At 30.6% G+C, this 23,531-nt stretch carries 18 protein-coding genes; 9 read left to right on the top strand and 9 right to left on the bottom strand.

Annotated features, from left to right (window positions below; all coding sequences use genetic code 11):
- The first annotated feature begins 3,691 nt into the window (after positions 1-3,691).
- On the top strand, positions 3,692-6,202 hold the full coding sequence (locus JJJ02_RS06820) for an N-acetylmuramoyl-L-alanine amidase (RefSeq protein ID WP_240838147.1): 2,511 nt from the start codon (positions 3,692-3,694) through the stop codon (positions 6,200-6,202).
- Positions 6,203-6,317: 115 nt separating this feature from the next.
- Here the strand turns inward: JJJ02_RS06820 and JJJ02_RS06815 are convergent, their stop codons facing one another.
- Positions 6,318-6,764, bottom strand: a complete 447-nt coding sequence (locus tag JJJ02_RS06815; protein WP_111714420.1) for a MarR family winged helix-turn-helix transcriptional regulator — start codon at positions 6,762-6,764, stop codon at positions 6,318-6,320.
- Between the two features lie 191 nt (positions 6,765-6,955).
- On the opposite strand from JJJ02_RS06815, the gene JJJ02_RS06810 reads away from it, so the two are divergent.
- Both JJJ02_RS06810 and JJJ02_RS06805 read left to right on the top strand, forming a co-directional pair.
- The gene (locus tag JJJ02_RS06810; RefSeq protein ID WP_239242261.1) at positions 6,956-7,945 is read left to right on the top strand and encodes an acyltransferase family protein; all 990 of its coding nucleotides are present in this window, start codon (positions 6,956-6,958) and stop codon (positions 7,943-7,945) included.
- Between the two features lie 156 nt (positions 7,946-8,101).
- Positions 8,102-9,649 (top strand): M20/M25/M40 family metallo-hydrolase, encoded by a 1,548-nt coding sequence (locus JJJ02_RS06805; protein ID WP_240838145.1) that lies wholly within the window; start codon positions 8,102-8,104, stop codon positions 9,647-9,649.
- A 65-nt stretch (positions 9,650-9,714) separates the two neighbouring features.
- On the opposite strand, the gene JJJ02_RS06800 is transcribed toward JJJ02_RS06805, so the two are convergent.
- The gene (locus JJJ02_RS06800) at positions 9,715-10,194 is read right to left on the bottom strand and encodes a competence protein ComK (RefSeq protein ID WP_111714417.1); all 480 of its coding nucleotides are present in this window, start codon (positions 10,192-10,194) and stop codon (positions 9,715-9,717) included.
- 217 nt (positions 10,195-10,411) lie between these two features.
- On the opposite strand from JJJ02_RS06800, the gene JJJ02_RS06795 reads away from it, so the two are divergent.
- The 3 genes from JJJ02_RS06795 to JJJ02_RS06785 all read left to right on the top strand — a co-directional run bounded on the left by JJJ02_RS06795 (position 10,412) and on the right by JJJ02_RS06785 (position 11,774).
- The gene (locus tag JJJ02_RS06795) at positions 10,412-10,885 is read left to right on the top strand and encodes a sigma-70 family RNA polymerase sigma factor (protein ID WP_111714416.1); all 474 of its coding nucleotides are present in this window, start codon (positions 10,412-10,414) and stop codon (positions 10,883-10,885) included.
- A 102-nt stretch (positions 10,886-10,987) separates the two neighbouring features.
- Complete coding sequence (locus JJJ02_RS06790) at positions 10,988-11,170, top strand: YkvS family protein (protein ID WP_111714415.1); 183 nt, start codon at positions 10,988-10,990, stop codon at positions 11,168-11,170.
- Positions 11,171-11,174: 4 nt separating this feature from the next.
- Positions 11,175-11,774 (top strand): CPBP family glutamic-type intramembrane protease, encoded by a 600-nt coding sequence (locus tag JJJ02_RS06785; protein ID WP_111714414.1) that lies wholly within the window; start codon positions 11,175-11,177, stop codon positions 11,772-11,774.
- Positions 11,775-11,781: 7 nt separating this feature from the next.
- Here JJJ02_RS06785 and JJJ02_RS06780 read toward each other — a convergent pair whose 3' ends face one another.
- A complete protein-coding gene (locus JJJ02_RS06780) occupies positions 11,782-12,651 on the bottom strand; it encodes a bifunctional UDP-sugar hydrolase/5'-nucleotidase (protein ID WP_239242263.1) in 870 nt (289 codons plus the stop codon).
- Between the two features lie 64 nt (positions 12,652-12,715).
- On the opposite strand from JJJ02_RS06780, the gene JJJ02_RS06775 reads away from it, so the two are divergent.
- Positions 12,716-14,233 carry an ATP-binding protein gene (locus tag JJJ02_RS06775; RefSeq protein WP_239242264.1) on the top strand — a complete coding sequence of 506 codons (1,518 nt, stop codon included), beginning with the start codon at positions 12,716-12,718 and terminating at the stop codon, positions 14,231-14,233.
- Between the two features lie 57 nt (positions 14,234-14,290).
- Here JJJ02_RS06775 and JJJ02_RS06770 read toward each other — a convergent pair whose 3' ends face one another.
- The 6 genes from JJJ02_RS06770 to JJJ02_RS06745 all read right to left on the bottom strand — a co-directional run bounded on the left by JJJ02_RS06770 (position 14,291) and on the right by JJJ02_RS06745 (position 21,412).
- Positions 14,291-15,634, bottom strand: a complete 1,344-nt coding sequence (locus JJJ02_RS06770) for a TrkH family potassium uptake protein (protein WP_111714411.1) — start codon at positions 15,632-15,634, stop codon at positions 14,291-14,293.
- A gap of 32 nt (positions 15,635-15,666) precedes the next feature.
- The gene (locus tag JJJ02_RS06765) at positions 15,667-17,193 is read right to left on the bottom strand and encodes a S1C family serine protease (protein ID WP_239242265.1); all 1,527 of its coding nucleotides are present in this window, start codon (positions 17,191-17,193) and stop codon (positions 15,667-15,669) included.
- Positions 17,194-17,269: 76 nt separating this feature from the next.
- Complete coding sequence (locus JJJ02_RS06760) at positions 17,270-18,043, bottom strand: TerC family protein (RefSeq protein ID WP_111714409.1); 774 nt, start codon at positions 18,041-18,043, stop codon at positions 17,270-17,272.
- A 78-nt stretch (positions 18,044-18,121) separates the two neighbouring features.
- The gene (locus tag JJJ02_RS06755) at positions 18,122-19,684 is read right to left on the bottom strand and encodes a peptide chain release factor 3 (RefSeq protein ID WP_111714408.1); all 1,563 of its coding nucleotides are present in this window, start codon (positions 19,682-19,684) and stop codon (positions 18,122-18,124) included.
- A gap of 11 nt (positions 19,685-19,695) precedes the next feature.
- Positions 19,696-19,935, bottom strand: coding sequence for a YueH family protein (locus JJJ02_RS06750; RefSeq protein ID WP_096076963.1), 240 nt, complete (start codon positions 19,933-19,935; stop codon positions 19,696-19,698).
- Positions 19,916-21,412, bottom strand: a complete 1,497-nt coding sequence (locus JJJ02_RS06745; protein WP_239242266.1) for a UDP-N-acetylmuramoyl-L-alanyl-D-glutamate--L-lysine ligase — start codon at positions 21,410-21,412, stop codon at positions 19,916-19,918. Before JJJ02_RS06745 ends, JJJ02_RS06750 begins: the two co-directional genes overlap by 20 nt.
- 124 nt (positions 21,413-21,536) lie before the next feature.
- Here JJJ02_RS06745 and JJJ02_RS06740 point away from each other — a divergent pair, with 124 nt between their 5' ends.
- A complete protein-coding gene (locus JJJ02_RS06740; RefSeq protein WP_239242267.1) occupies positions 21,537-22,250 on the top strand; it encodes an ABC transporter ATP-binding protein in 714 nt (237 codons plus the stop codon).
- A complete protein-coding gene (locus JJJ02_RS06735; RefSeq protein WP_239242268.1) occupies positions 22,250-23,437 on the top strand; it encodes an ABC transporter permease in 1,188 nt (395 codons plus the stop codon). The genes JJJ02_RS06740 and JJJ02_RS06735 overlap by 1 nt, the downstream gene beginning before the upstream one ends.
- Positions 23,438-23,531: the final 94 nt, after the last annotated feature.

Raw genomic sequence — 23,531 nt, 5'->3', positions numbered from 1 at the left:
TYKGWANNNTATAWTWNTKTASNGCRRNCRTGWWYKKATKWSWWTNTYWTTSCANNTAYYAMCKWKANAACGTSCAKYWTNNATRTMWTWTKWAYGNCKKCKTSWKWYWWTSNTGKWWWYAYTGCWYTKAMTNAACGAKMWACRKCYRSYWTATNTMTWTTTARTGWCWTMNNTTYRSRSATTMYTKGMAATWNCWGYWKWGMMTWWAYGWWMWRYWGCTRMWTNTATTNAYATWWAGYSACMTRMKKWWGMRSMWTAKTNNTRCAMKTNCWKTASWKYCTTTRYSWAWARTTKCWMAANATMTTSACRWWWANCYWCMTRMTRAWSAACYAWARNAATRYMYGTCTTTMSTYYCTWYRNNCCAAYMAWTTCRMANNNAATSWTCAYNGAKTRNTTCNATMATMNATSAASWWRRMAMTGWMTKYMTNTTCRKSMYKMCAYSMMWWYCWNATWMRAAKTGRAKGNTSWTGSNGYGWTYTRKNATCNTAKGMASNATKKSASWRAAYTMMTAKTSRKNGATRNCNTSAWYTTYTMATRMWAATTKRARRTRWWRMKCRATWYSNATCWTWKRYAMYMTTTRNAGMWAAYWAMTWRTKRTYSANTAMWMATCKTTTAWTKMWAWYTTNAAAATWRAWNTSAATWNCATMTYTYNTAWYCYYTNTAKMNAATRAATNTAWYATCMATWRWMWATYGYWWMTTTAAATYTWCAANAANTTRATTKWATTYAYNATCTYTWTNCCCNTATMNATSAWYRTANNACATSMWTMRTYTAWTRNAAYTTKANANATTTAMRNATWMTWYAWTTTKNANTTTAYAATYTTWWWCMCWATMAWYNTCATWYWWYAKGMKTNATTWWATWAANTTNANATMWWWAWSWWTTCKAYWNTTNTTGWWMTTTWWMATWWTWARCWMWATAAWTTMATWKWTTAKKARWMTWATNTTRAKKARYMWAANATSAWTWMGAYKTTYAKWGYWATWTTAMWTNNTTASNCTMTWTRAKTTNNTAGTWNATTRWACYWRTWTSMKRWGCWKMATATKWATAWNANGTWCARMRMAAKRTKMAWTTKAYTYNTCKTTKAGYWWANNAATWGTNAYMWRTMTMMTWTGMKRSAWAWWKMTRTMGWWCMWYMAAWGGWKCANATTKMTKTRTYRTTYWKNARRWATWGWNGATARMWYTWMYWKRAGAGAAAAWGSYSWSRAWSYKTCWRWRGMWCRTAYKNNTNCWRTRWTAYTMKYWRSWWTTGANCGNANTARYAWWYMMAKAAGASWWRNTGRSYAKMMMKYGTSWKAMKYWMGYWYRKATKCMWTSWKWMWAGCNANANNTNAYSRTARWAWTAMRCAMRYAMRWSYTGWGRGTRNTCCMKMRWGMTMYWTKNANGCTKWTNAWWMCWTCTKTAAWGNNCMWKWTGATWNNATTAYGCACGYRYAWRCNTGNAGGSWKKTSYWGAWAKCNTCKATGMATKMKGTKGMAWWSAWNTTTAATGTWCCWKTTGATWWYKATGMACSTRYAAANATKNAGRYAWWKGTWGANATCRWMGWWRAAWWAGGWRRNCAWTKAATTWAMKGTRMYRWWKSAYWTNGMYSWWSNTANARAAKTAGAYAWNNGTRGAWWCARASTWARRMMRNGGWAAACRWYWAATKMAMRNTGANTGAAGCAMTYGYYMWWRWARNGNAAGNTASMMANTSTRKWTMMARACTWNAKGMMSTSGTWRAMRTYRWMKGCNANAATGMWWRAMRYAATNNTTAAMMWWKSRAAAKATWMCAWCWYTRKNTTCMWNACTAKANNTSWAMTSRTKKARAKTNTCRRMMANAATGCARWWMANAAKKTAMMSWTTRWAWRTATWACRKYRTTKRCTWNCTAYWATMCWKYWWWTGAWSNTAKWKWTMARAYAWMTRMASTTMWAMGSWANAGANTTAYAWKTANNTRAMGRKRWKWAMTMSTMNAWTMCWSKATTNTRAASWTATYKMTWWRAWAKSWAAWYTWMTACSYWWAGAWWNASAWTKACCNTGAASARAWNGAAAWMGWYWTTAMWCRAYTNATNAAAGWYAWMRMKWWNAAAARKAARWWWAATAMNTWYARWARAGAWTRAMMYWNAACNAAAYTRAWAAWGAWWNTTMAWCAAMWKMTNAWAGAMAMWNAAGMRSMAAAAWMWGWARAANARTRCRMYWGWKAMTRNAACAANNACSAMNASTAATANAWGARMSTKCAYCWRMWYCTRTWRWWACTGARGCRCCARWAANTNTMSAMARYRMRMYWRTWANCWGAWNAAKCANNAYCAGKMAYMSRMKASYNCWGMASYTRMTCCWRWYAWTWCWRAKGSWNNARTWMTKYYACNAAYANAAATAWTAWTNAGANARTSANATCARKSNNCMRMTASTWNASAANTYAAWSYRRWCAAKNCAMMWSRWAAYKYTGTKASKMAKMCRRNTAWNATYARAANTRATAYYRWTSCWNAATAKYAACAATNAAAKTGGWSWNGMWCCWYWAWRSSWWSTSRKRMARCCKRTRAAWMRWAWKAAYAMWKTWMCNCAANATSWWYRATAAATTRSNAGWKATCMTTKMTKNCAMCTCGTRAWWNNTATSAAAWRWAYGWAMARAYTWWYMWWWTGNTTGATRNATTAYMAKMNAKCAKWRYTWCRMMKCKTKRTTWATMWAWTAWACKKAWRSASKWWWMWWTYSYYNNTKATKRWCRNTNCAKSMKAWWTAYKNAGCWWTKYYARYRNANTATWCWNATSMARKWAAYAWTYYYSNTTATGRANNGTGCMWKNTAKATNTTMGYAWTTSMWGNGWKAWNNAATYWAAKTNNAAYATTYWNNTSAYTNTGAWGTNNNATTWRATYWMNTAYTTRATNNTGMARMNNTTTWAGNNAARYATYCNACATCMMKWKMTKTAYWYMATCARKRYWTRMKWKSRGCMNGWYTYASWRGKATNNAWSAWCCAKATSYNNTTAYWYYRKCARKRTANTGCRATRKKMAWRAYKCAYTRRNAYAWRWAYMAWMYRCMAYYAWTTTSGMWATATAMWKYRATRKTRRWWWTKYNATTMAACNAAANTWTAANAMMAYMACMAATKWNNATWTNATMMWTTRAWSGTNGTKYWTWTATTMAWYWAMATTWTNAAKWWARTAWYWMATRWATTWAAKYMWTWWWACRWKTNCAWATMNTTWATWTACNAWTNTGAATWWAKKNNTYCMTATAWTANAAGWRANATKAMAWTNTSAAWTMMWTTNAKAWASKAAKTRMAYAWRKRTMMYWNATWWTAKWASARAAYRMMWKYAYKAATKWWAWTGANGWWWGSWRGTACAMMWRSAKMNTRMWTWTKMTKMMRAAAMWSMKGYWSTAAWRNNAAWGAYGYNNTTGMTRGYACRACAAMMGMWRCWKWTRMTSCARRWAMTGMKRWTGWAWMAAAAGWYSCARTTRATRKSAYKACWNACRAAWSAKTTNATCMAAKNNTRCWKCTAWTGMNTSAAMARTNTYCANTTAAYKYRAKTAMWAMANAATRMTKWAWCARMTYCTRCWWCNAYWRCTNAACAANTAYKSAWWMACNCAANNGYWRAARMKRWTACTKMWRMAGYKYCYACTAYASAWMYRACWWCTACGGAAACACCAACGGCTGAAGCGGTTACTACTGAAGCGCCTAATGTAGATACGACTTCTACGGAAACACCAACGACTGAAGCGGTTACTACTGAAATGCCTAATGTAGATACGACTTCTACGGTAACACCAACTGTTGAAGCGGCTACTTCTGAAGCGCCTACTGCAGCTGTTCAACCTAAAAAAACAGCAATTACTTCAACTACAAAAACAAGAAGTTTAGGAACTACGGCAACTACTAAGGCAAAAAATATCGATTCTATGTCAGTTAATGAAGTCATAAAATATAATAACTGGACAGTTCCTGTGTATGAAAAAAGCTTTTTCAATTCACCAAAAATTGCATATCGCAATGGTGTCGCTAAACCGGAAGGTATCGTAGCACACGAAACAGCTAACCCTACATCTAAAATTGATGGTGAAATTGCTTATATGAAACGTAATTACACGAATGCTTTCGTACATGCATTTATCGATGATAAGCGTATCGTTGAAGTTGCAGATACTGATTATATTTCATGGGGAGCTGGTCCTGTTGCAAACCCCCGTTTCATCAACGTAGAATTAGTTCGTGTATATGGTAAAGAAGCATTTAGCCGCTCTATCAATAATTATGCAGATTACTTTGCTACAAATTTATTATATTACGGTTTACCGTTAGATAATGCTCACTATGATGGTAATGGTACTGTTTGGAATCATAAAGGCGTATCAAACTTCCTTGGTGGAACTGATCATACTGATCCAATCGGGTGGTTCCAAGCCAACAACTATACTTTCGATGAATTCTACAATCTTGTTTCTGAAAAATATAATTATAAGTTAACTGGCAAGATGCCAGCCACACCTGTGCCAGCACCGGGTAACACACCACCTAAGGTGACTCCTGCACCCAACAATACGGGCAAAGTCGTCACATCGAATGAACGTCGTATTGCCAAAATTAAATGGCAAAATACGGATGTGTATACTTCAGTTGGTAACCCTGCGACAGCGAAAGCAGGTTCAAAATCAAACACCGCTTATTATGTAAACAAGAAAGCTGTGTTAGATGGTGTTACTTATTATTCATTAACTGACAATAAAAACATCCCACGTGGTTGGGTAAAAGCAAAAGATACAAAATCATTTTCGATTACTCCACCATCAAAAACGTCAAAAAGGTTTACATTAAATAGTACTGCTAAAAGTATTTATTCAACACCTTGGGGTAGTTCAAAACAAGTGGTTGGAAGTTTAAAAGGATTAACAGGAAAAGAATTTAAAGCTTCTCAATTTGTAAAAGTAGGTCAAACATCATATTATTTTGGCACAGTGAATGCTTTAACTGGCTGGGTTAATTTAAATCAAATGACCTTAAAATCAGTTTCTCCATCAAAGACTGCCGTTAAAATTACTGACATGAAAAATGTTAAATTAATTGGTCGCACAGATGCTAAGAATACTGTTTTATATACAGATATTAAATCTACAAAAAAAGCACAGACAAAGCCGGTTAATATGCAACTCTACATTAATCAGTCAGCAAAGAAAAATAACAAGCAATATTATGGTGTAGCCGATCCAAAAAATAAATTTTTAGGTTGGATCAGTGATACATTTATTAAAGAAAAGCAATTTAAAACAGTATCATGGACAAAGATGCCTTATACGATTAAGAAATCTTCAGGATATATTTATTCAATTCCTGGTGGTTCTAAATCTCAACGTATTAAAAAATTAAGTACATTATCTTCTAAAACTATACAAGTCATTCGTACAGATAAAGTTGGCAATGCTGTTTGGCATAAAGTATTATTAGATGATAAAACAACTGGATATGTTCCAGATAGCTATCTTTATTCACAAAATGTCGTAAAATTAAAAGCACCTGAAAGTTTAGATGTTGCTGTTGCGAAACAATCTCGTTTAAAAAATCCTGCACGTAATGCGGGCCCTAAAGTAGTATTCTCAACACCGGCAAGAGTATATAACGAACGTTTAGCAGAAGATAGTGAAATTAAAGCGAATATGGATACAAAAAATGCTTTAAATGATCCTGAGTTAAAGTATCAATTTTTAGATTTAGGGCAATCTGAAGGTATTTCAGCTAAAAATTTAAATAAACTACTTGCTGGAAAAGGTGTTTTAGAAAATCAGGGGGCTGCTTTTGCAGCTGCTGCAAAACAATTTAAAATTAATGAAATCTATTTAATCGCACATGCGCTTGTTGAAACAGGACATGGAAAAAGCAGATTATCAAACGGTCTAGGTATCAGTGACGATAATACGCGTATTATTGAAAATGCAACGAAGAAATACTATAATACTTATGGTACTAAAGCTACTGATAATAATGTAGAATTAGGTGGTATTACATACGCTAAGCAAAACAGTTGGGATTCTGTTTCTAAAGCAATCATCGGTGGTGCAGAATACGTACGTAAAGCATATATTGACAACGGTCAGCGTACGCTTCATCAAATGCGCTGGAATCCAGAAAATACTGCAACACATCAATATGCAACAGATGTTAGATGGGCTGCTAACAACGCGAAAAATATCGCGCGTTTATATAAGTCATTAGGTCTAGATGGATTAAATTATATCGTTCATGAATATATCTAATGTTAAAAAAATAACCTTCCTAATAGTTATTAGGAAGGTTATTTTTTCGGCATTTAGGCTATATAATACTAAATTGAATATTTAAGTCGATTTACTAATAGCTGATGATTTACAATTAAAAACGAAATGGATCTCTAAGAGCAAATGAATGATATATTTTTTCAAGTAACTGAATCAATTCTTCAGACTCTGCAGAATTTAGCTCTCGCATAAAGCTACGTACAACTTTAGCTTTAATTTCTTCTGCACGTTCTAATGCTTTTTCACCTTGTTCAGTTGCAATTAAGACGGTAGATCTTAAATCATAAATACTCTGCTCTTTTTTTACAAAACCGTTATCAACTAATTTTTTTATTGCTCTCGAAACCGCCGTCTGTTCTTTATTTAACTTATAGATTAACTTTTTTTGTGTCATATTTTCTTCTGATGCAATAAGTTCTAGCATATATAATTGTTCACGCGTTAAAGTTACATCAGTTAATTCTGCAGAAGCAATTTCATCAATTTTAGAATCCATAAAATAAATTAATTGTCCAAATCTTTTAAGTCGCTTTTCATCCATGTTATTGTCTCCCAACTTTTTTCTTATATAGATTATAAGCCCAATTATTTAGTTTAGCAACGATATATAATGAATTAATAAAAAATTGTGAGCTATTTATATTTTATCATAGCATATTTAATTTGTAGATTTAATTCATAAGTGTGCAATATAATTAATTTTTTGTGAGAATATTTTTAAGGAGATTTTTTATGAATAAAGAAAGAGATCATTATTTTGATAATGCAAGATTTTTATTAATTGTTTTAGTAGTTTTTGGTCATTTATTACGTTCTTTCATAAATGAAAGCCATTTTTTACAAGCTTTATATATGTTTATCTATAGCTTTCATATGCCTGCATTTGTATTGATTTCTGGTTATTTTGCTAAAAGTATACATAAACCAGGCTATATCAAAAAAGTAACTAAGAAGTTATTATTACCCTATATTATTTTTCAAAGTTTTTATGCTTTTTATTATTATTTTATCGATGACGTAAATACCGTTGATTTAAATCCATTCGATCCGCAATGGGCGATGTGGTTTCTACTCAGCTTATTTTCATGGCAGGTCATGCTATTTATCGTAAAAGATATAAATCCTTGGGTTACCCTAATCGTTTCATTCATCATTGGAATAATCGTCGGCTACTTACCATTTATTAATAATACTTTAAGTTTATCAAGAACATTTGTATTCTTTCCTTTGTTTTTAATTGGGTATTATGCGCAACCAGAACAATTTAAATATATTAGAAATAAGAAGTATATTCCTGTTTCTATATTTATATTGACGATTGTTTTTATTTTCTATATGTTAACAGATTTTAATTTTGAGTGGCTTTTCGGGAGCAAACCCTATATCAAACTTGAACATGAAGCTTCTGATCTGTATAGTGGCTTAAAACGTGCCATTATTTATGTAATCATTCTAATTAGCACTGCAAGCTTTTTAAATGTTGTACCGAACCGAAAACTTCCTCTAACGTATATAGGCTCAAGAACCATGTTCATTTATCTCTTACATGGTATGTTTATTGGGTTATTCAGAGCAAATAATTGGGGTAAATATTTTAATGATCATGTGGCTTCAATATTAATCTTTATGATTCTTGTTACCATCTTCTTAGTTTATACACTTAGTATGAATGCTACTAAAAAGATAACCTCACCGGTTGTAGAAATTAAAAAACCTCATTAGAGGTTTTTTTAATTTTGTAAATTTAATATGAATTAATTTTATTTAATATTTTTTATTTGTGAAGAAATATGTATAATTGTTATAAGAGAGCACGAATATGTCTGATATAAATAAAATTACATATTGCTTTTAAATATGAATTTAAGGAGATTTTTTATGCGTTTACTTTGGCAAACACCAGAAGACAGAATTGCACTTTTAAAAGACCTTGTTAAACATGACAGCATCACAGATACTGAAGGTGAAGTCAACTTTCCTTTTTATATTAAACGGACACTAAAACAATTAGATTATTTTAAACAGCATGATTCACATATTAAATTAATTGAGACGAATGATCACAAGAATGCTGTAGCTGCAATGTATCGTTCACATGTAACAGATGATACGGTGATTATTATGAGCCACTATGACACTGTTGATACAAATGATTATGGATCATTTGAAGCATATGCATTCGATAGTGATGCGTTAGCAAAATCATTTGCTAATAACCTTATTGAATTTAGTGAGTATCATCAATCTGATATATTATCAAATCAGTATTTATTTGGACGTGGCATCATGGATATGAAATCTGGATTAATGATGCATTTAAGCATACTTGAAAAAGCAATCCATGAAGAATGGCCAATTAACATTATTTTATTAACTGTTCCTGACGAAGAAGTAAATTCCTCGGGTATGAGAAGTGCTGTTTCTGAACTATCGGAATTTATTGAACAGGAAAACTTAAAATTATTGCTGATCATGAATGGTGAGCCTGCATTTAGTCAGTTTCCACATGATGAAAATTATTATATTTATAATGGTAGCATCGGTAAAGTCATGCCATCTGTATTTGTTTATGGAAAAGAAACACATGTTGGAGAACCATTAAATGGACTTAGTGCCAATTATTTAATTAGTCGTATTAACTCTGAAATTGAATACAATACACAATTTCTTGAACGATATAAAAATGAAGAAACACCTTTACCTGTTAGTCTCTATTTGAAAGATCTAAAAGAAGATTACAATGTACAGACACCTTTTATGGCATCAAGTTACTACAACGTATTCATATTTGAACAAAGTGCAGCACATGTTTTTAAACTATTTAATCAAATCGTTGAACGTACTGTTGCAGAATGTTCTCGTGACTTAGGATTAGTATTTGAAACATCACCAAAAATAAAAGTAATAACTTTTGAAGCATTAATTAAATCTATGAAAAAGAAACATGGCTATGAAACTATCCATAATATTATCAGTAATACAGAACAATCTGATAATCGTCTATATGCTCAGACAGTTATTAAAGATTTATTGCTTTTAGATAACAGTAATGATTATACGGTCGTGACATACTTTAATACACCTTATTATCCTTCTGTTAATAGCAGTCAAGATAAATTAATAAAATCAATTACAAAATATGCAATTAAACAAATGAAGAAACAGTTTAATCGCGAGACAACAAAAATTCATTACTTTAATGGAATTTCAGATTTAAGTTATGTTAACTATACACACGATGATAGTGATACTAATATATTTGCTGATAATACACCTGGTTTCAAAACACATTACGATATACCTTTTTCAGCTATGAAAAAATTAAAAGCACCAGTAATTAATATCGGTGCTTTTGGGAAAGATGCACATCAGTTAACTGAGCGTATTCATATTAAAAGTGTATCTGAAGAAGTACCTTTTGTATAAAATAAAATTTTCCACAAATTTTTTATCGACAAATAATAAATTCATTATAATCCTTAAAAACATTTCTAACGGTAATTGCTTAAGTGCAATTGCCGTTTTATTATTTTGGATTGTAAGTCTGCGAGTAACAGTGCTTTTTGATGTTGCTTATGTATAAAATTTATATTTTGAGGCACAATCAATTCCATATTATTTATAAAAAGTATTCTTGTCTGATCCTTCTTACCTTCAAAATGATAAATCATCTGATGCTGTATAAATAATTGAAAATGCGTTTTTGACTGATGGATTGGATAATACATCCATTGAATAGATGGTTCGATAATAATTGGAAGATGATGCATATGCCTGGTTAATACTTTTGCAGACTGCTTACGGGTTTTTATATTACTTCCAAAGAAAATTAATGTTTGATCCAATAACTTTTCTGGCCTTTCATCAACCATTCTAACTTCCCCACAAAAGGAATAAATTTGAGTCTTCCCTTCTGCTTCCGGACTTTGATAAATACACATATCAGTTGCACAAAGCGGCATTTCTAACATAATATTCACCTCTTATCAAATTATCATTTCTACATTATTATAATTAAATCCATCTAAATACTTCACTTTTTAATCAATTTTTGACAATAAAACTATATTTATTTAATAAACTAAACAATTATTATCGAAATGTTAATTTTTAATTAACAAAAATTTTGAATATACTTACTTCATCCGGAAATAAAAATAGAATATCTAGATATTCAATGGGGAAAATATGTTTGAAGAAACAAAGAATAAATATGAAAAGTTAATCTTTCACCTCATTCATAAATATCAATTAACTTATGACTTTGATGAGTTTTATCAAATGGCATTAATAAAACTTTGGGAATTAGATCAATCTTATGATTCCAACAAAACATCTAATAAAGATCACTATGTCTATACAAAACTCAAATTTTTCTTTATCGATGAAATTAGAAAGTTATCTAAAAGAAATGAACGGTTTATCTTAATGAATGACGACATTATATATCATAGTAATCATTTCAATGATTCATATGATCATTTGACATTAAAAGAAATAAAGCATTATTTAAATCTTGAAGAATATCAGTGGCTGACGTTATTTTTGAAAGGTTATTCAATGAAGGAAATAGCAGATGAGATGAAGGTTAGTGTGTCTACAATAAAAAAATATAAGAAAAACGCACAAAAGAAGTTAACCTTCTTTTATCACAATCATTAAAATAAACTTCATTAAAAATCTATTGAATAATCAATAAATTTTTATGTTCAATATGCATCAAATTTAGTATAATAGCAATTAGCATGTTTTTAAGGAGGAAAAATTATGGCAGCTAAAGTTGGAGATATTATTGAGTTTCACGAAGGTAAACAAGGTATCGTTGAGAAAGTTAATGAGAATTCAGTGATTGTGGATTGTACGATTATGGAAAACTTCGAAAAATTAGAAATCCCTGAAAAAACTGTTATTAACCATAAACGTTATACAATCATTACAGAGGCATAAAATAATGAACATTTTAAAAAAGCCTATCTATGGTTTTTTAATTTTATTTACTATCTTTCACATTATATTGTTCGGAATGAGAAGTGAACATCAGGTGTTCTGGCATTTATATACCGGCTTAATGTTATTCTCTTCTATCGGTTATATCTTCTATGAACGCAATATTCATTCTAAGCGTTTATTAGACGCGATCATCACAGGTATTCTTGCAAGTTTTGTGATCGTTATATTATATACCTTCTTATCTTTCATAATGAAAGATATTACTTATTTTCATTTACTGAAAGTAATTGTAGGACTTGGTGTTTATGTAAAATGGCAGCTTATTATTTCATTATTTATATCTATACCGTTGCAGGAACTGTTCTTTCGTAATATGTTGCAAAATTATCTTGATGATCGATTTAATCAGTTTGTTTCAGCTTGTATCATCAGTTTATGTGTAACAAGCTTATTTATGTATTCCTTAAGTATTGAGTTATTGCTTTTCATCTTTTTAACTCAGTTTATTTTAGCTCTGAGCTATCATAATACAAAACGTTTGATTACACCTATTATAGGTCAAATATTTGCAATAATAATATTAACGCTCATCCATAGATAAAAAATCCTTAGTCACTAAGGATTTTTTTCTTTCTGACAAGTGAATATTCTTTTTCTTCGTAGTAAGTGGATTCTTTTAATAAATAATCTTCTTCATATCTAGAAACATCTATAAATTCATATGAACATCCTTTGTTCTCAAAGGAGTCTGTACGTTCTTTAAACATCAGTTTTATATGTAGTAGCGACGAACTTTCTGGTAATTGAATAATTTCAGTGTATTCATGCTCAATACCCTGGGCTATATTATTTGTCAGTAATAAATGAACACCTTCTACACATAAAATATCTTCTTCTGTAATTAAATCTGAGATTTGTCCATTATGTAATGCAATGACATAATCCGGACTCTCATTATCGTACATGTATCTCATCCAAGTTTTAATCGATGCCATTGGATTGGATGCAATCATTGTTTCATGATCTATTTGCACTGCTTCTGATAAAGCAATCACACCAATTTTAATACCTTTATATTGATGAATAATATATGGGGTATTAAAATACGGCTCTTTCGTAGATTCATTTAAAATATTGCATGATAAAAATGGAAATTCACTCATCGCATGTGCCCGGCTAAAATAATTAAAGCCTAAAGAAAAGTCTTTAATCGTAATATTAGTTGCATTAAATTTCAAAAGATTCATAAGTGATATTAATGGAATGCGTTTATATTCTTTTAAACCTGCATAATACTCACTCACTGGTGAACCTGTGATCAGCTGACCATTATTAATTAACAGAACTTGTCCACTTTGCCTAGCTAATTTAATATAAGTTGCTGCTTTATAAATATTAAATGTATTATTTTCTTGAAACATTGCACCTTTGATGTTATTTGTTGTTATAATATGTATATTAATTAATCCTTTTTTCATGCTTCCACCTCTTTGTGATATTATAGCATGATTTTTAATATGACTTTTTAAATTGGAGAAATATATGAATAATATCAAAAAATACGTCATTTATAATATCATAATTACATTGTTATTTTCGGCATTATTATGGTATTTATTAGCGCATAACGAAGAAGTACATCTTCGTGAAAACATAAAGAAATCTATCGGAATACATACGGAACAGGTTGATTCGTTTTTTAGTGAAACAACTTCTGCAGTTGAAAATGTCGCTACTACTGTTATCTATGAAAAAGATAAAGTAAATATCGATAAAAAGATACAAGTGCTTAAAAATCGTGACCACCGTATCATCAATATTTATGTTCTAGATGATAAAGCAACGGTTATCAACTCAAATTCTGAAGCAATGATTGGTAAAAAAATAGAATCCATGAAATTCTTCAATCATATTGAAAAAAGAACTTTGAATAATGTGGCGATTAGTGACGTTCGTAAAAATAATATGAATAAGAATGTCGTCTACATTACAAAAAATATTACAGATGAGAGAAAAAGTAATCTTGTTGTTGCAGAAATTGATATTAATACGATTGGTACAGTCATTGACTCTCTTCAAAAAGATAATACTGTGACGATTACAGATTTTAAAGATCATATCATTTTTCAGTCAAATCACCCCGTATTTACTAATATAAAAGAATCACAGAAATTTTTAAAAGTTGACTGGAATCTAACAATCAATTCGAATAAGAATGTTTATCGTGAAGTATTTGAAAAAGTTCTACTTGCAGCATTAGTATTTTCATTACTTATTGCGACATTACAACTTTTCTATCATAGCTATAAAGCACAGAAAGAAAGTGAATTATTACTTGCAGATATAAATTCTCAAAAGAAAGAATTGATTGGTCAACTTGCTGCTAACACTGCACATGAAATAAAGAACCCATTAACATCTATTAAAGGCTTTGTAGATCTACTGGAAATGCAATATGATGCTAAACATGAAAATCAATATTTTAAAATTGTAAAAACAGAATTAGAACGTATCAATTTAATAGTCAGACAATTCTTGTTACTCGGAAAACCTACAAAACTTGATGTAGAAATTGTAGATTTAAGAGATATTGTGAGAGAGACATTAACATTTCTAGAGTATGACTTATCGATGAACAACATTCGAACGATAAAAAGCTATACCAATCATCAAACGCTAGTTCATGTAGCTGTCGACCAATTTAAACAAATTATCATCAACCTTATTCAAAACGCAAAAGATGCTATGGTGGAACATAAACAAGGGATCATTGAAATCAAGGTGGACCACACGCATAATCAAGCTATTCTTTCAATACGAGATAATGGAAGTGGCATGAATGAGGAAGTACTTAAACAGTTATTTAACCCATTCTTCACAACTAAAGTCACTGGTACGGGCCTTGGATTACCAGTCTCTAAAAGTATCATCGATGCAAATAACGGTGAAATTGAAGTAATTAGTAAAGTAGATATCGGTACAACATTTATTATTAAGCTGCCACTAATCTCTATTCCTTCTGAATATGATCAAAATAATAATAAAATTAAAAGAGACTAGCAAACAAATGCTAGTCTTTCTTGCTATCAAAATATTTTCTATTTATATTAAATATTATTATCCAATCATAATTCTTTCTTTTGGATATCTAAATTTATCAGGTTCTGCTTTACCACCGAGCATAATAATAAATGAGATTAATCCAACACGACCTATAAACATCAATGCCATAATGACCAGCTTACTACCACTTGTTAAATCGCCTGTTATACCAAGTGATAAACCACAAGTTCCAAAAGCACTCATCACTTCGAAGAAAATTGAAAGTAAATCGAATTTATCATTTTCAAAGAATAATATAAATAATAAACCTGCAAAGCAGATAATAGTAGCAAGAACCATTACAGCAAAAGTTCTTTGAATATCAATGGGATCAATTTCTTTATTGAATACTTTAATGTTTGTTCTACCATTACTATAATTCAGTAAAAACAAAATTAGTATCGCAAATGTAGTTGTTCTAATACCTCCTCCTACTGAACTTGGACTAGAACCGATAAACATGAGTCCCCCCATAAAAAAACGTGTGGCCTCTGTTAATTGATTTAAATCTATCGTCGTAAGACCTGCACTTCTAGTTGTTGAAGATTGAAATAATGCATAAAAAAGACCTTTATGCCATGAAATATTTTTAAAAGCGTTATTATACTCAAATAAATAAATAACAACTGTTCCGACAATAAACAATAAAAAATATGTACTAATCGTTAGTTTTGCGAATAAACTAAACCTGAAATTTGGAATTTTGTTTGTTAAATAAGTTTTTATTTCAATAATAACAGGAAATCCAATTGCCCCTAATACAATTAGAAACATCGTAATTGTTTGTACAAAATAATCGTCGGCGTAACTATTAAGTGAATCGCCTGTTATATCTAAACCACCATTCGTAGTTGCAGAAATCGATGCGAATAACCCATGGAATAATGCATCTTTTATTGAATCCATATCTTTATAGAAATAAAATGCTAAAAATAAGGCGCCCAGAATTTCTATAAATAACATCGCCTTCACAATTTCAAGAATCATTGTTACAACGCCAGACATCTTATTTTGATTATGATCCACCATTATTAGTTGTCTTTCACGCATCCCAATCTTCTTACCAAGAATAACCCATAGCAAAGTACCCATCGCCATAACACCAATACCGCCAAGATTAAGAATGACAAGGATGACACACTGACCAAAAGTCGAATAAGTTTCTGCAATAGACACAGGTGACAAACCTGTTACACTGACACCAGACACCGCAACAAATAATGAATCAATGTAACTAATATCAACGTTTGGTTGATGTACATATGGCATACGGAGCAATAAGAAAGAAATGAATATTGCTACAAGATAATAGAGCACAATACCTTGTTGTGGTGTTAACTTTTGGAATAACTTGTTCATTATTTCACTTCTTTCTTAAATCAATGTAGATTTTATAACTTAATTTTAATATTTTTTTCAGCACCATTGCGAATGATTGTCAAAGTAATTGTATCCCCAATTTTCTTTTCATTAAATAGAATCTTTCTAAAATGAATTTTAGATTTAATTTCTTTATCATCTATTTTTTTAATAATATCGCCTAACTTTAATCCATTTTTCTCTGCTAAAGCGTTTGGTTCTATCTCCATAATTTCTACACCAGTTTGATCAGTCGGAGAGTTAGGATCATTAGGGTTGCTGTGCGTACCCACATCTTCAATCATAATACCCATTTTTGGACGATTTATACTACCTTTTTGTTCAAGCTCCTTTAATACTTTTTTTACTTCGTTCACAGGAATACTAAATGCAATACCTTCTACGCCTTCCATAGAAATCTTCATTGAATTCAGACCAATCATCTTTCCTTCTTTATTTAATAAAGGACCCCCAGAATTTCCTGGATTAATTGCAGCATCAGTTTGTAATACATGCATTTCCCAATCATAAATCTCATCACCATCAATGTCTACCGGTACATTACGTGATAAACCAGATATAATTCCAGAAGATGCACTTCCTGCAAACATTTGTCCTAAGGGACTACCTAATGCAATGACTTCTTGTCCAGGTTCCAAATGATTACTATTTGTCATCTCAATAACTGAGTTTATATTACCTTTAGGCATTGTAAGAATAGCCATATCAGTCCAGACATCATAGCCTATCATCTTTGCTTTTTCTTTCTTTCCTTCATAAGTCACTTCAATTGCATTAGCTTTTCCGACAACATGATAGTTTGTTAGTATATATGCTAAATTCTTTTCTGTTTTATAGATAATACCTGTACCAATCCCCACCTCTTCAGGCGCTTTCACTGCACTCTCAGGATCTATCGTCTCACTATCAGTAGCTTTTTGAAGATTTGTAATACTCACCACATTCTTAATATTTTTCTTAATTGCTTGTTCTGTAGAAGTTTTAACTTCAGATTGTTTAGATACTTCTTGTGGCTTCGAATTAAACAAGCTCATAAGTAATATACCGATCAATATTCCAGCAAGTGTACCCATCAAAATTTTTGGCAGTTGTGAACCAAAAGAACGATTTTCTTTACTATTTTTTAAATCGTCATTTATCTCATTTCTACTGAAAGATGCTTCTACTAATTCATTTTCCTCAGACGTTTTGTTTATATTATTTTCATGTTTTTGGGAATCATTAGTTTCAGGACTTTCTTCATTCTCAATATGCTTTGTTACATCTACAGTATTTTCCTTATCAATCGCTTCTTCTGTAGCAATTGAATTACTGTTGATCAGTGATTCTTTATTTTCATTAATATGATTTTCTTTGTCACTTTTTGTTATTGTATCATCCACAATTTCAATATCTTCTTTTGGTGCTATTTTTTCTAATATATTATCTTTTTTATGTAAATACGGATAAATCATTCTAACTTTCTGACCTTTAAAGAACAATCGTTTAGGTCGACTGTAATTTTTCTTTTTGATGACAATTTTATGTTTACGCTGCATGATTTCCTCCATAAAAAAACTTAGTGTATCTATTATAATATAGATACACTAAGTTTTATATGATATATCAAGTTTTTTATGCATTTGATTGTTTTTTCTTACCACTAAACCAACCTATTGCTAATATCAATAATAATACGCCCCAGAAAGTTAATTGCCATGGCATACTGTGTGGAAATTCGTGTGGCAAGATATGAATTGATTCATGGGCAAGTACCATCACGACTAACTTCACGCCAACCCAACCTACAATTGCAAAAGCTGCTGCTTCTAATGAAGGATTATCATGCAGAAGTTTTACAAACCATGTAGCTGCAAATCGCATAATAATTACTCCTAGCATACCGCCAGTGAACATCACTAAAAATTGTCCTAAGTTCATCCCACCAAATTGTGGTCCAACTTCTGGTAATGTTAAAGCAATTGCTATCGCTGCGAGCATTGAATCGATTGCAAATGCAATGTCTGCAAACTCTACTTTCGCAACTGTCATCCAGAAGCCACTGCCCTTTTTACTATATTTCTCTAGTTCTGCTTCTTCAGCTTCACTTGTGGCATCACCTGTCTTAAAATATTCATATAAATTTTTTATCGACATAAATAGTAAGTATGCAGCACCTAATGCTTGTATTTGCCAAAACTTAGCAAGATAAGCGATCGCAAACAATGATGCAAATCTAAACACAAATGCTCCGAGTAATCCATAAAATAACGCTTTCTTTCTTTCTTCTTCAGGTAAATGTTTTACCATTACTGCCATAACGATTGCATTATCTGCTGCAAGTAATCCTTCTAAAACGACAAGAACTATTACAACCCAAGCGTACGTTATCAATATTGACATATCCATCTTCTCACTCCGTATCATTAATAATAATGTTAATGACTGTATTATACGCTTTTAATTCATTTTATATTGTAAATCTGCTTATAACAAACTGTATAACTTAATCTCTGGAAACTTATCCAGGAACCAGCGTGTAGCAAATTCGTTTTCAAATAAAAATACTTTATTCCCATATCGATCATCTACTAATATTGAACGACTTCCGTTCATACTATCTTTAATATCTTCTTCATTTTCAATCCAGCGTGCTATTTTACGTCCAACTGGTTCCATAATGACATCAACATTATATTCATTTTTCATGCGGTGCTCGAATACTTCAAACTGAAGTTGTCCAACTGCTCCAAGTATAATTTGATTCGTATGCAGTGTTCTATAAAGTTGAATCGCACCTTCTTGTACAAGCTGCTCTATTCCTTTATGGAAATGTTTTTGTTTTAATACATTTTTAGGGCTAACTTTCATAAAGATTTCAGGTGTAAACTGAGGTAACTTTTCAAATTTAAATTTTTGATTCCCCCCTACGAGCGTGTCACCAATCTGGAAATTTCCTGAGTCATATAAACCGATAATATCGCCACTTACTGCATGATTCACCGTTTTTGTATCATCAGCCATAAATGATGTGGAACGAGATATTTTCATTTTTTTATCTGTACGTGTTAGTTTCACATCCATACCACGTTCAAATGCACCACTCACGACACGCATAAATGCAATTCTATCACGGTGTAAAGGATTCATATTTGCCTGAATCTTAAAGATAAATCCAGAAAAATCTGTTTCAAATGGAGATACAACTTCTCCTTCTTCTGTTTTACGTCCACTTGGCATCGGTGCATGATCAACATAGGCATTTAAGAAGTTCTGTACACCAAAGTTCGCTAATGCTGAACCAAAGAACACGGGTGTTAAATCTCCTGTTAATAATTTTTCATTATCGAACGTTTCACCTGCACCGTCAACTAACATCAATTCTTCAACTGCCTGTTCGAAAGCAGAATCATTTGAAATAGCATGCTCTTCAACAAGTTCGTAATCTTCATTTAAATGTAAAGTATTCTCTTCATCACGGAAAGGTTCAATCGTTTTCTCTTTACGGTCAATGATACCGAAGAATGATTGACCCATTCCAATCGGCCAGTTCATAGGATATGTTTCAATTTCTAAAGTCTTTTCAATTTCTTCTAATAATTCAAAGGGTTCTTTACCGACACGATCAAGCTTATTGATAAATGTAAAGATTGGAATACCACGCATCTTACAAACTTTGAATAACTTTAATGTTTGAGGCTCAATACCTTTAGCAACGTCTATTACCATGACCGCACTATCTACTGCCATTAACGTACGATACGTATCTTCTGAGAAATCTTCATGTCCTGGCGTGTCTAAAATATTGATTTTAAAGTTATCATAATCAAACTGCATAACAGAACTTGTTACCGAAATACCACGTTCTTTTTCAACATCCATCCAATCACTCGTTGCAAACTTACCTGTCTTTTTACCTTTAACTGTACCCGCTTCACGAATCGCACCACCGAATAATAACAACTTCTCTGTTAAAGTTGTTTTACCAGCATCCGGGTGAGAGATGATGGCGAACGTTTTTCTTATTTCTACTTCTTGTTTTAATGTCATATTTATACTCCTTATACTTCACTTGTCCACTGGGCGATAGATAAAGCCAGCTGATTTGCTTCTTTTTCGTCTAATATGTTAAATAAATGATGATACAGATGGTCAACTAATGCATCACCATAAATATCATAATCAAATTGAATTGAAAAGAATATATCCGGTACACTTACAAGAATTGTCTCTTCCTTTTTATTCTCATGGATATATACTTTGCATTGTAATGACTCACCATTATTCGTTCTTATTTTCATCCGTTTCTCTCCCATATTTTTCATATGCTGCTTCAAGACCAATTAAATCATCTCTATGCGGCACTTTTTTATAACCTGGCATTATCTGATATGGTTCACGACCTTTAGATGCAAGTACTATCATATCACCAGGTTCGCTCACCGCAATTGCATGACGTATGCCTTCAGCCCGATCTAAAAAAGAAATATATCGATTATGCGTAACACCTTTCTCTAATGCATCTGTTAACTTTTTAGGATCATCATTTGCCGGATTGTCCGGAGTGAATATCACATAATCAGCACGACAAGCAATCGCACCCATTTCAGGCGTCTTTGTTAAATCTCTTTCACCTGCCATACCTACTAGAAAAATAAGCTTTCCTTTCTTAAATGGTTCAACAGCATCAATTAACTTATTCATACCGTCAGGTGTATGTGCATAATCTATAATCAGATCAACCGGTAAATTTCTGTCTAAAACTTCCAGGCGACCTTCTACTGGATTTAAACGTTCAGTAGCCTGTGCTAGTGTCTCAATATCATGCCCTTGTGTCCACATCGCACATAGTGCTGCAAGCATATTATACACATTAAATCGACCAATATAAGGGCAACGAATTAGTGCTTTGCCATCCGGTGTCTGTAAATCAAACTGGATGCCCTCTAAGCTTTCATGTATATTCTCTGCTTTAAAATCACAGTCATTTTCAATTCCATATGTGATTATCTCTCTAGGAGAAGCAATGATAAGTTCAGATAAATAATCATCATCGCCATTGATAATAGCATATTTAGGTTTAGTATAATCATTGCCAAGTTGAGCAAACAATAAAGATTTATGAAATCCGTAACGTTCCATCGTCTGATGAAAATCTAAATGGTCTTGTGTCAGATTAGTGAATATTGCTGCATCAATATCAACACCATTTGTTCTGCCAAGCGCCAGACCATGACTACTCATCTCCATAGACATTGCCTTAGCACCTTTATGATATGCATCCTTAATATGTTGATTTAATGTTATTGTCTCTGGTGTGGAGTTAGAACCTTTAGCGACATCTTCGTTATACTGAAATCCATTTGTTCCTAAATAAGCTGAATTAATTTGTAAGGCTCTATGGATATGATGAATCATCGTGGCAACACTTGTCTTACCATTAGTCCCCGTCACACCATATGTCGTTAATTTCTGACTCGGAAAATCCATGAGAAATTGACCGAAGATATTTGCAACTTTAAGTGTGTCCTTAACAACAACCTGCCCAACATCCTGAGGTAATCCATCAATGAAATGATCAACAACAATCATTCTACAACCTTGTGCAATGACATTCGGAATGAATTTATGACTATCAACGGTATATCCATGACTTGCGACGAATACAGAATCTGCATTTGCCTGTCTTGAATCTACTACAATATTAGTAATTTGTTGAGGAAATTGACCATATATTTTCTTCGCTTTAATCACTTTCAATAGTTCTTTCGTATCCATTCAGTGACCTCCTTTAGTTCAATTCTTAATTATACACTTTTTTAAAACATTCGCCTATACAAGTTAAACATGTTCATTCAAAATAAATAAGCGTATAATAAAAATAAAATTAAGGGAGGTTATTATGTCAAAAGTAATTGTGAGTCAACTTTCAAAATCCTTTAATCATCAAAAAATACTTAATGATATCAGTTTTTCTGTAAATAGTGGTGAACGTATAGCTATAGTAGGCGCTTCTGGATCAGGAAAAACGACACTTATACAATGTATACTTGGTATATTAAAAAGTGATAGCGGTAATGTTACGATAGATGATCATTTTATGCCGCATCTTAATTCATTACGAAATATTGGTTATATGGCTCAGTCTGACGCATTATATGAAGATTTAACTGGTCTTGAAAACCTCAGATTCTTCGGTAAACTCTATCGATTGCATAAAAAAGAATTACAAGCAGCAATTGATAATGTAGCAAAAATTACTGAATTGACTTCACATCTCAATAAGCGGGTAGCTCAGTACTCTGGAGGTATGAAACGCAGATTATCACTTGCAATCAGTTTATTACATCAGCCACAACTTTTAATTTTAGATGAACCAACTGTTGGCGTCGATCCGATATTAAAACGTAAAATATGGCAATCATTGATTGATTTAAATAGAAACGGTACAACAATCATCATTACTACGCATGTAATGGAAGAAGCTGAAGCATGTGATAAATTACTATTGCTGTATAACAGTGAAATGATTGGTTTTGGTACACCTCTTCGTCTTAAATCACATTATCAGGTCGATACAATCGAGGATATATTTATTAAAGTAGGTGAATTGTAGTGAAAATATTAACAATCGCACAACGCATTATCACCCAAATCATTCGTGACAAACGGACGTTACTGCTTTTATTTATAGCACCTATTATGTTACTTACTTTACTTCATTATATATTTCAAACAGTTGATGAAGGAGAAGCACGTGTTGGAATATATCATATTCCTGAAGAACTTAACCGACAGTTAATAGAGAATGATATAGAACGCGTCAAAATCAGTTCGACAAAAAATTTAAAAAATACGATTGAAGATAAAAAACTTGATGGCATTATTATTTCTAATAAAAAAGATATTGAAATTTATTATACGAATCTAGATCCAAACAAAAATATAAAGTTAAAATCAGCAATACAAGGATATAAAATTAAAACAAAATTTTCAAAGTCCCAAATTGTTATTGATAATATGCAACAGAAATTTGAAGATATTAATCAGCAGATGGATAAATTAAAAGATCAATTAAAAAAATTAGGTCCTTTATTAGATCGTATTGGCATAGATTTGCCACAAACTAATAACAAAGACAATCAGATAGTTGTTAATGAAGATGTACTTTTCAAGACGCACTACATTTATGGCGATAAAAATAGTAATTACTTTGATATGATCAATCCAGTATTGATTGCTTTCTTTATCTTTTTCTTTACATTCTTAATTTCAGGAATTACATTGTTAAAAGAACGCACGACTGGTACATTAAATAAGTTACTTTCAACACCAATCAAAAGATATGAAATTGTAATAGGATATATGCTAGGTTTCTCTTTGTTTGGCACAATTCAAACTGTTATGCTAGTGCTATATGCAGTATATGTATTAAAAATGGAAGTAGCAGGTTCAATTTGGCTACTCATCATCAGTAACATTATACTTGCATTTGTTGCGCTTAGCTTAGGTTTATTTATCTCAACTTTTGCAAAATCAGAATTCCAAATGATACAATTTATTCCACTCATCATTGTACCTCAATTACTGTTTAGTGGTATTATACCTATAGAGAATATGCACAAACCTTTACAAATCATAAGTTATATAATGCCACTTAAGTTTGGTGCAGATAATTTATCACGTATTATGTTAAAAGGACAAAGTATTGAAATTATCCCTAATATAATTGTTTTAAGTTTTATGTTCATCTTTTTAATGATACTTAACATCGCATTATTAAAACGTTATCGCAACATATAACGTACTGATTTAACTTAATAGTATTGTTTTGTAAAGAATCAACAAAATTATTGTAATTTTTATGTAATTTTCAAGGAAAATTACCACATCAATG

Origin of the sequence: Macrococcus sp. PK (genome assembly GCF_022501545.1) — a bacterium.
In the GTDB taxonomy this organism is placed as follows: Bacteria; Bacillota; Bacilli; order Staphylococcales; family Staphylococcaceae; genus Macrococcoides; species Macrococcoides epidermidis.
The sequence above is the reverse complement of the archived record's forward strand: the minus strand, read 5'-3'. Positions and strand labels throughout refer to the sequence as shown.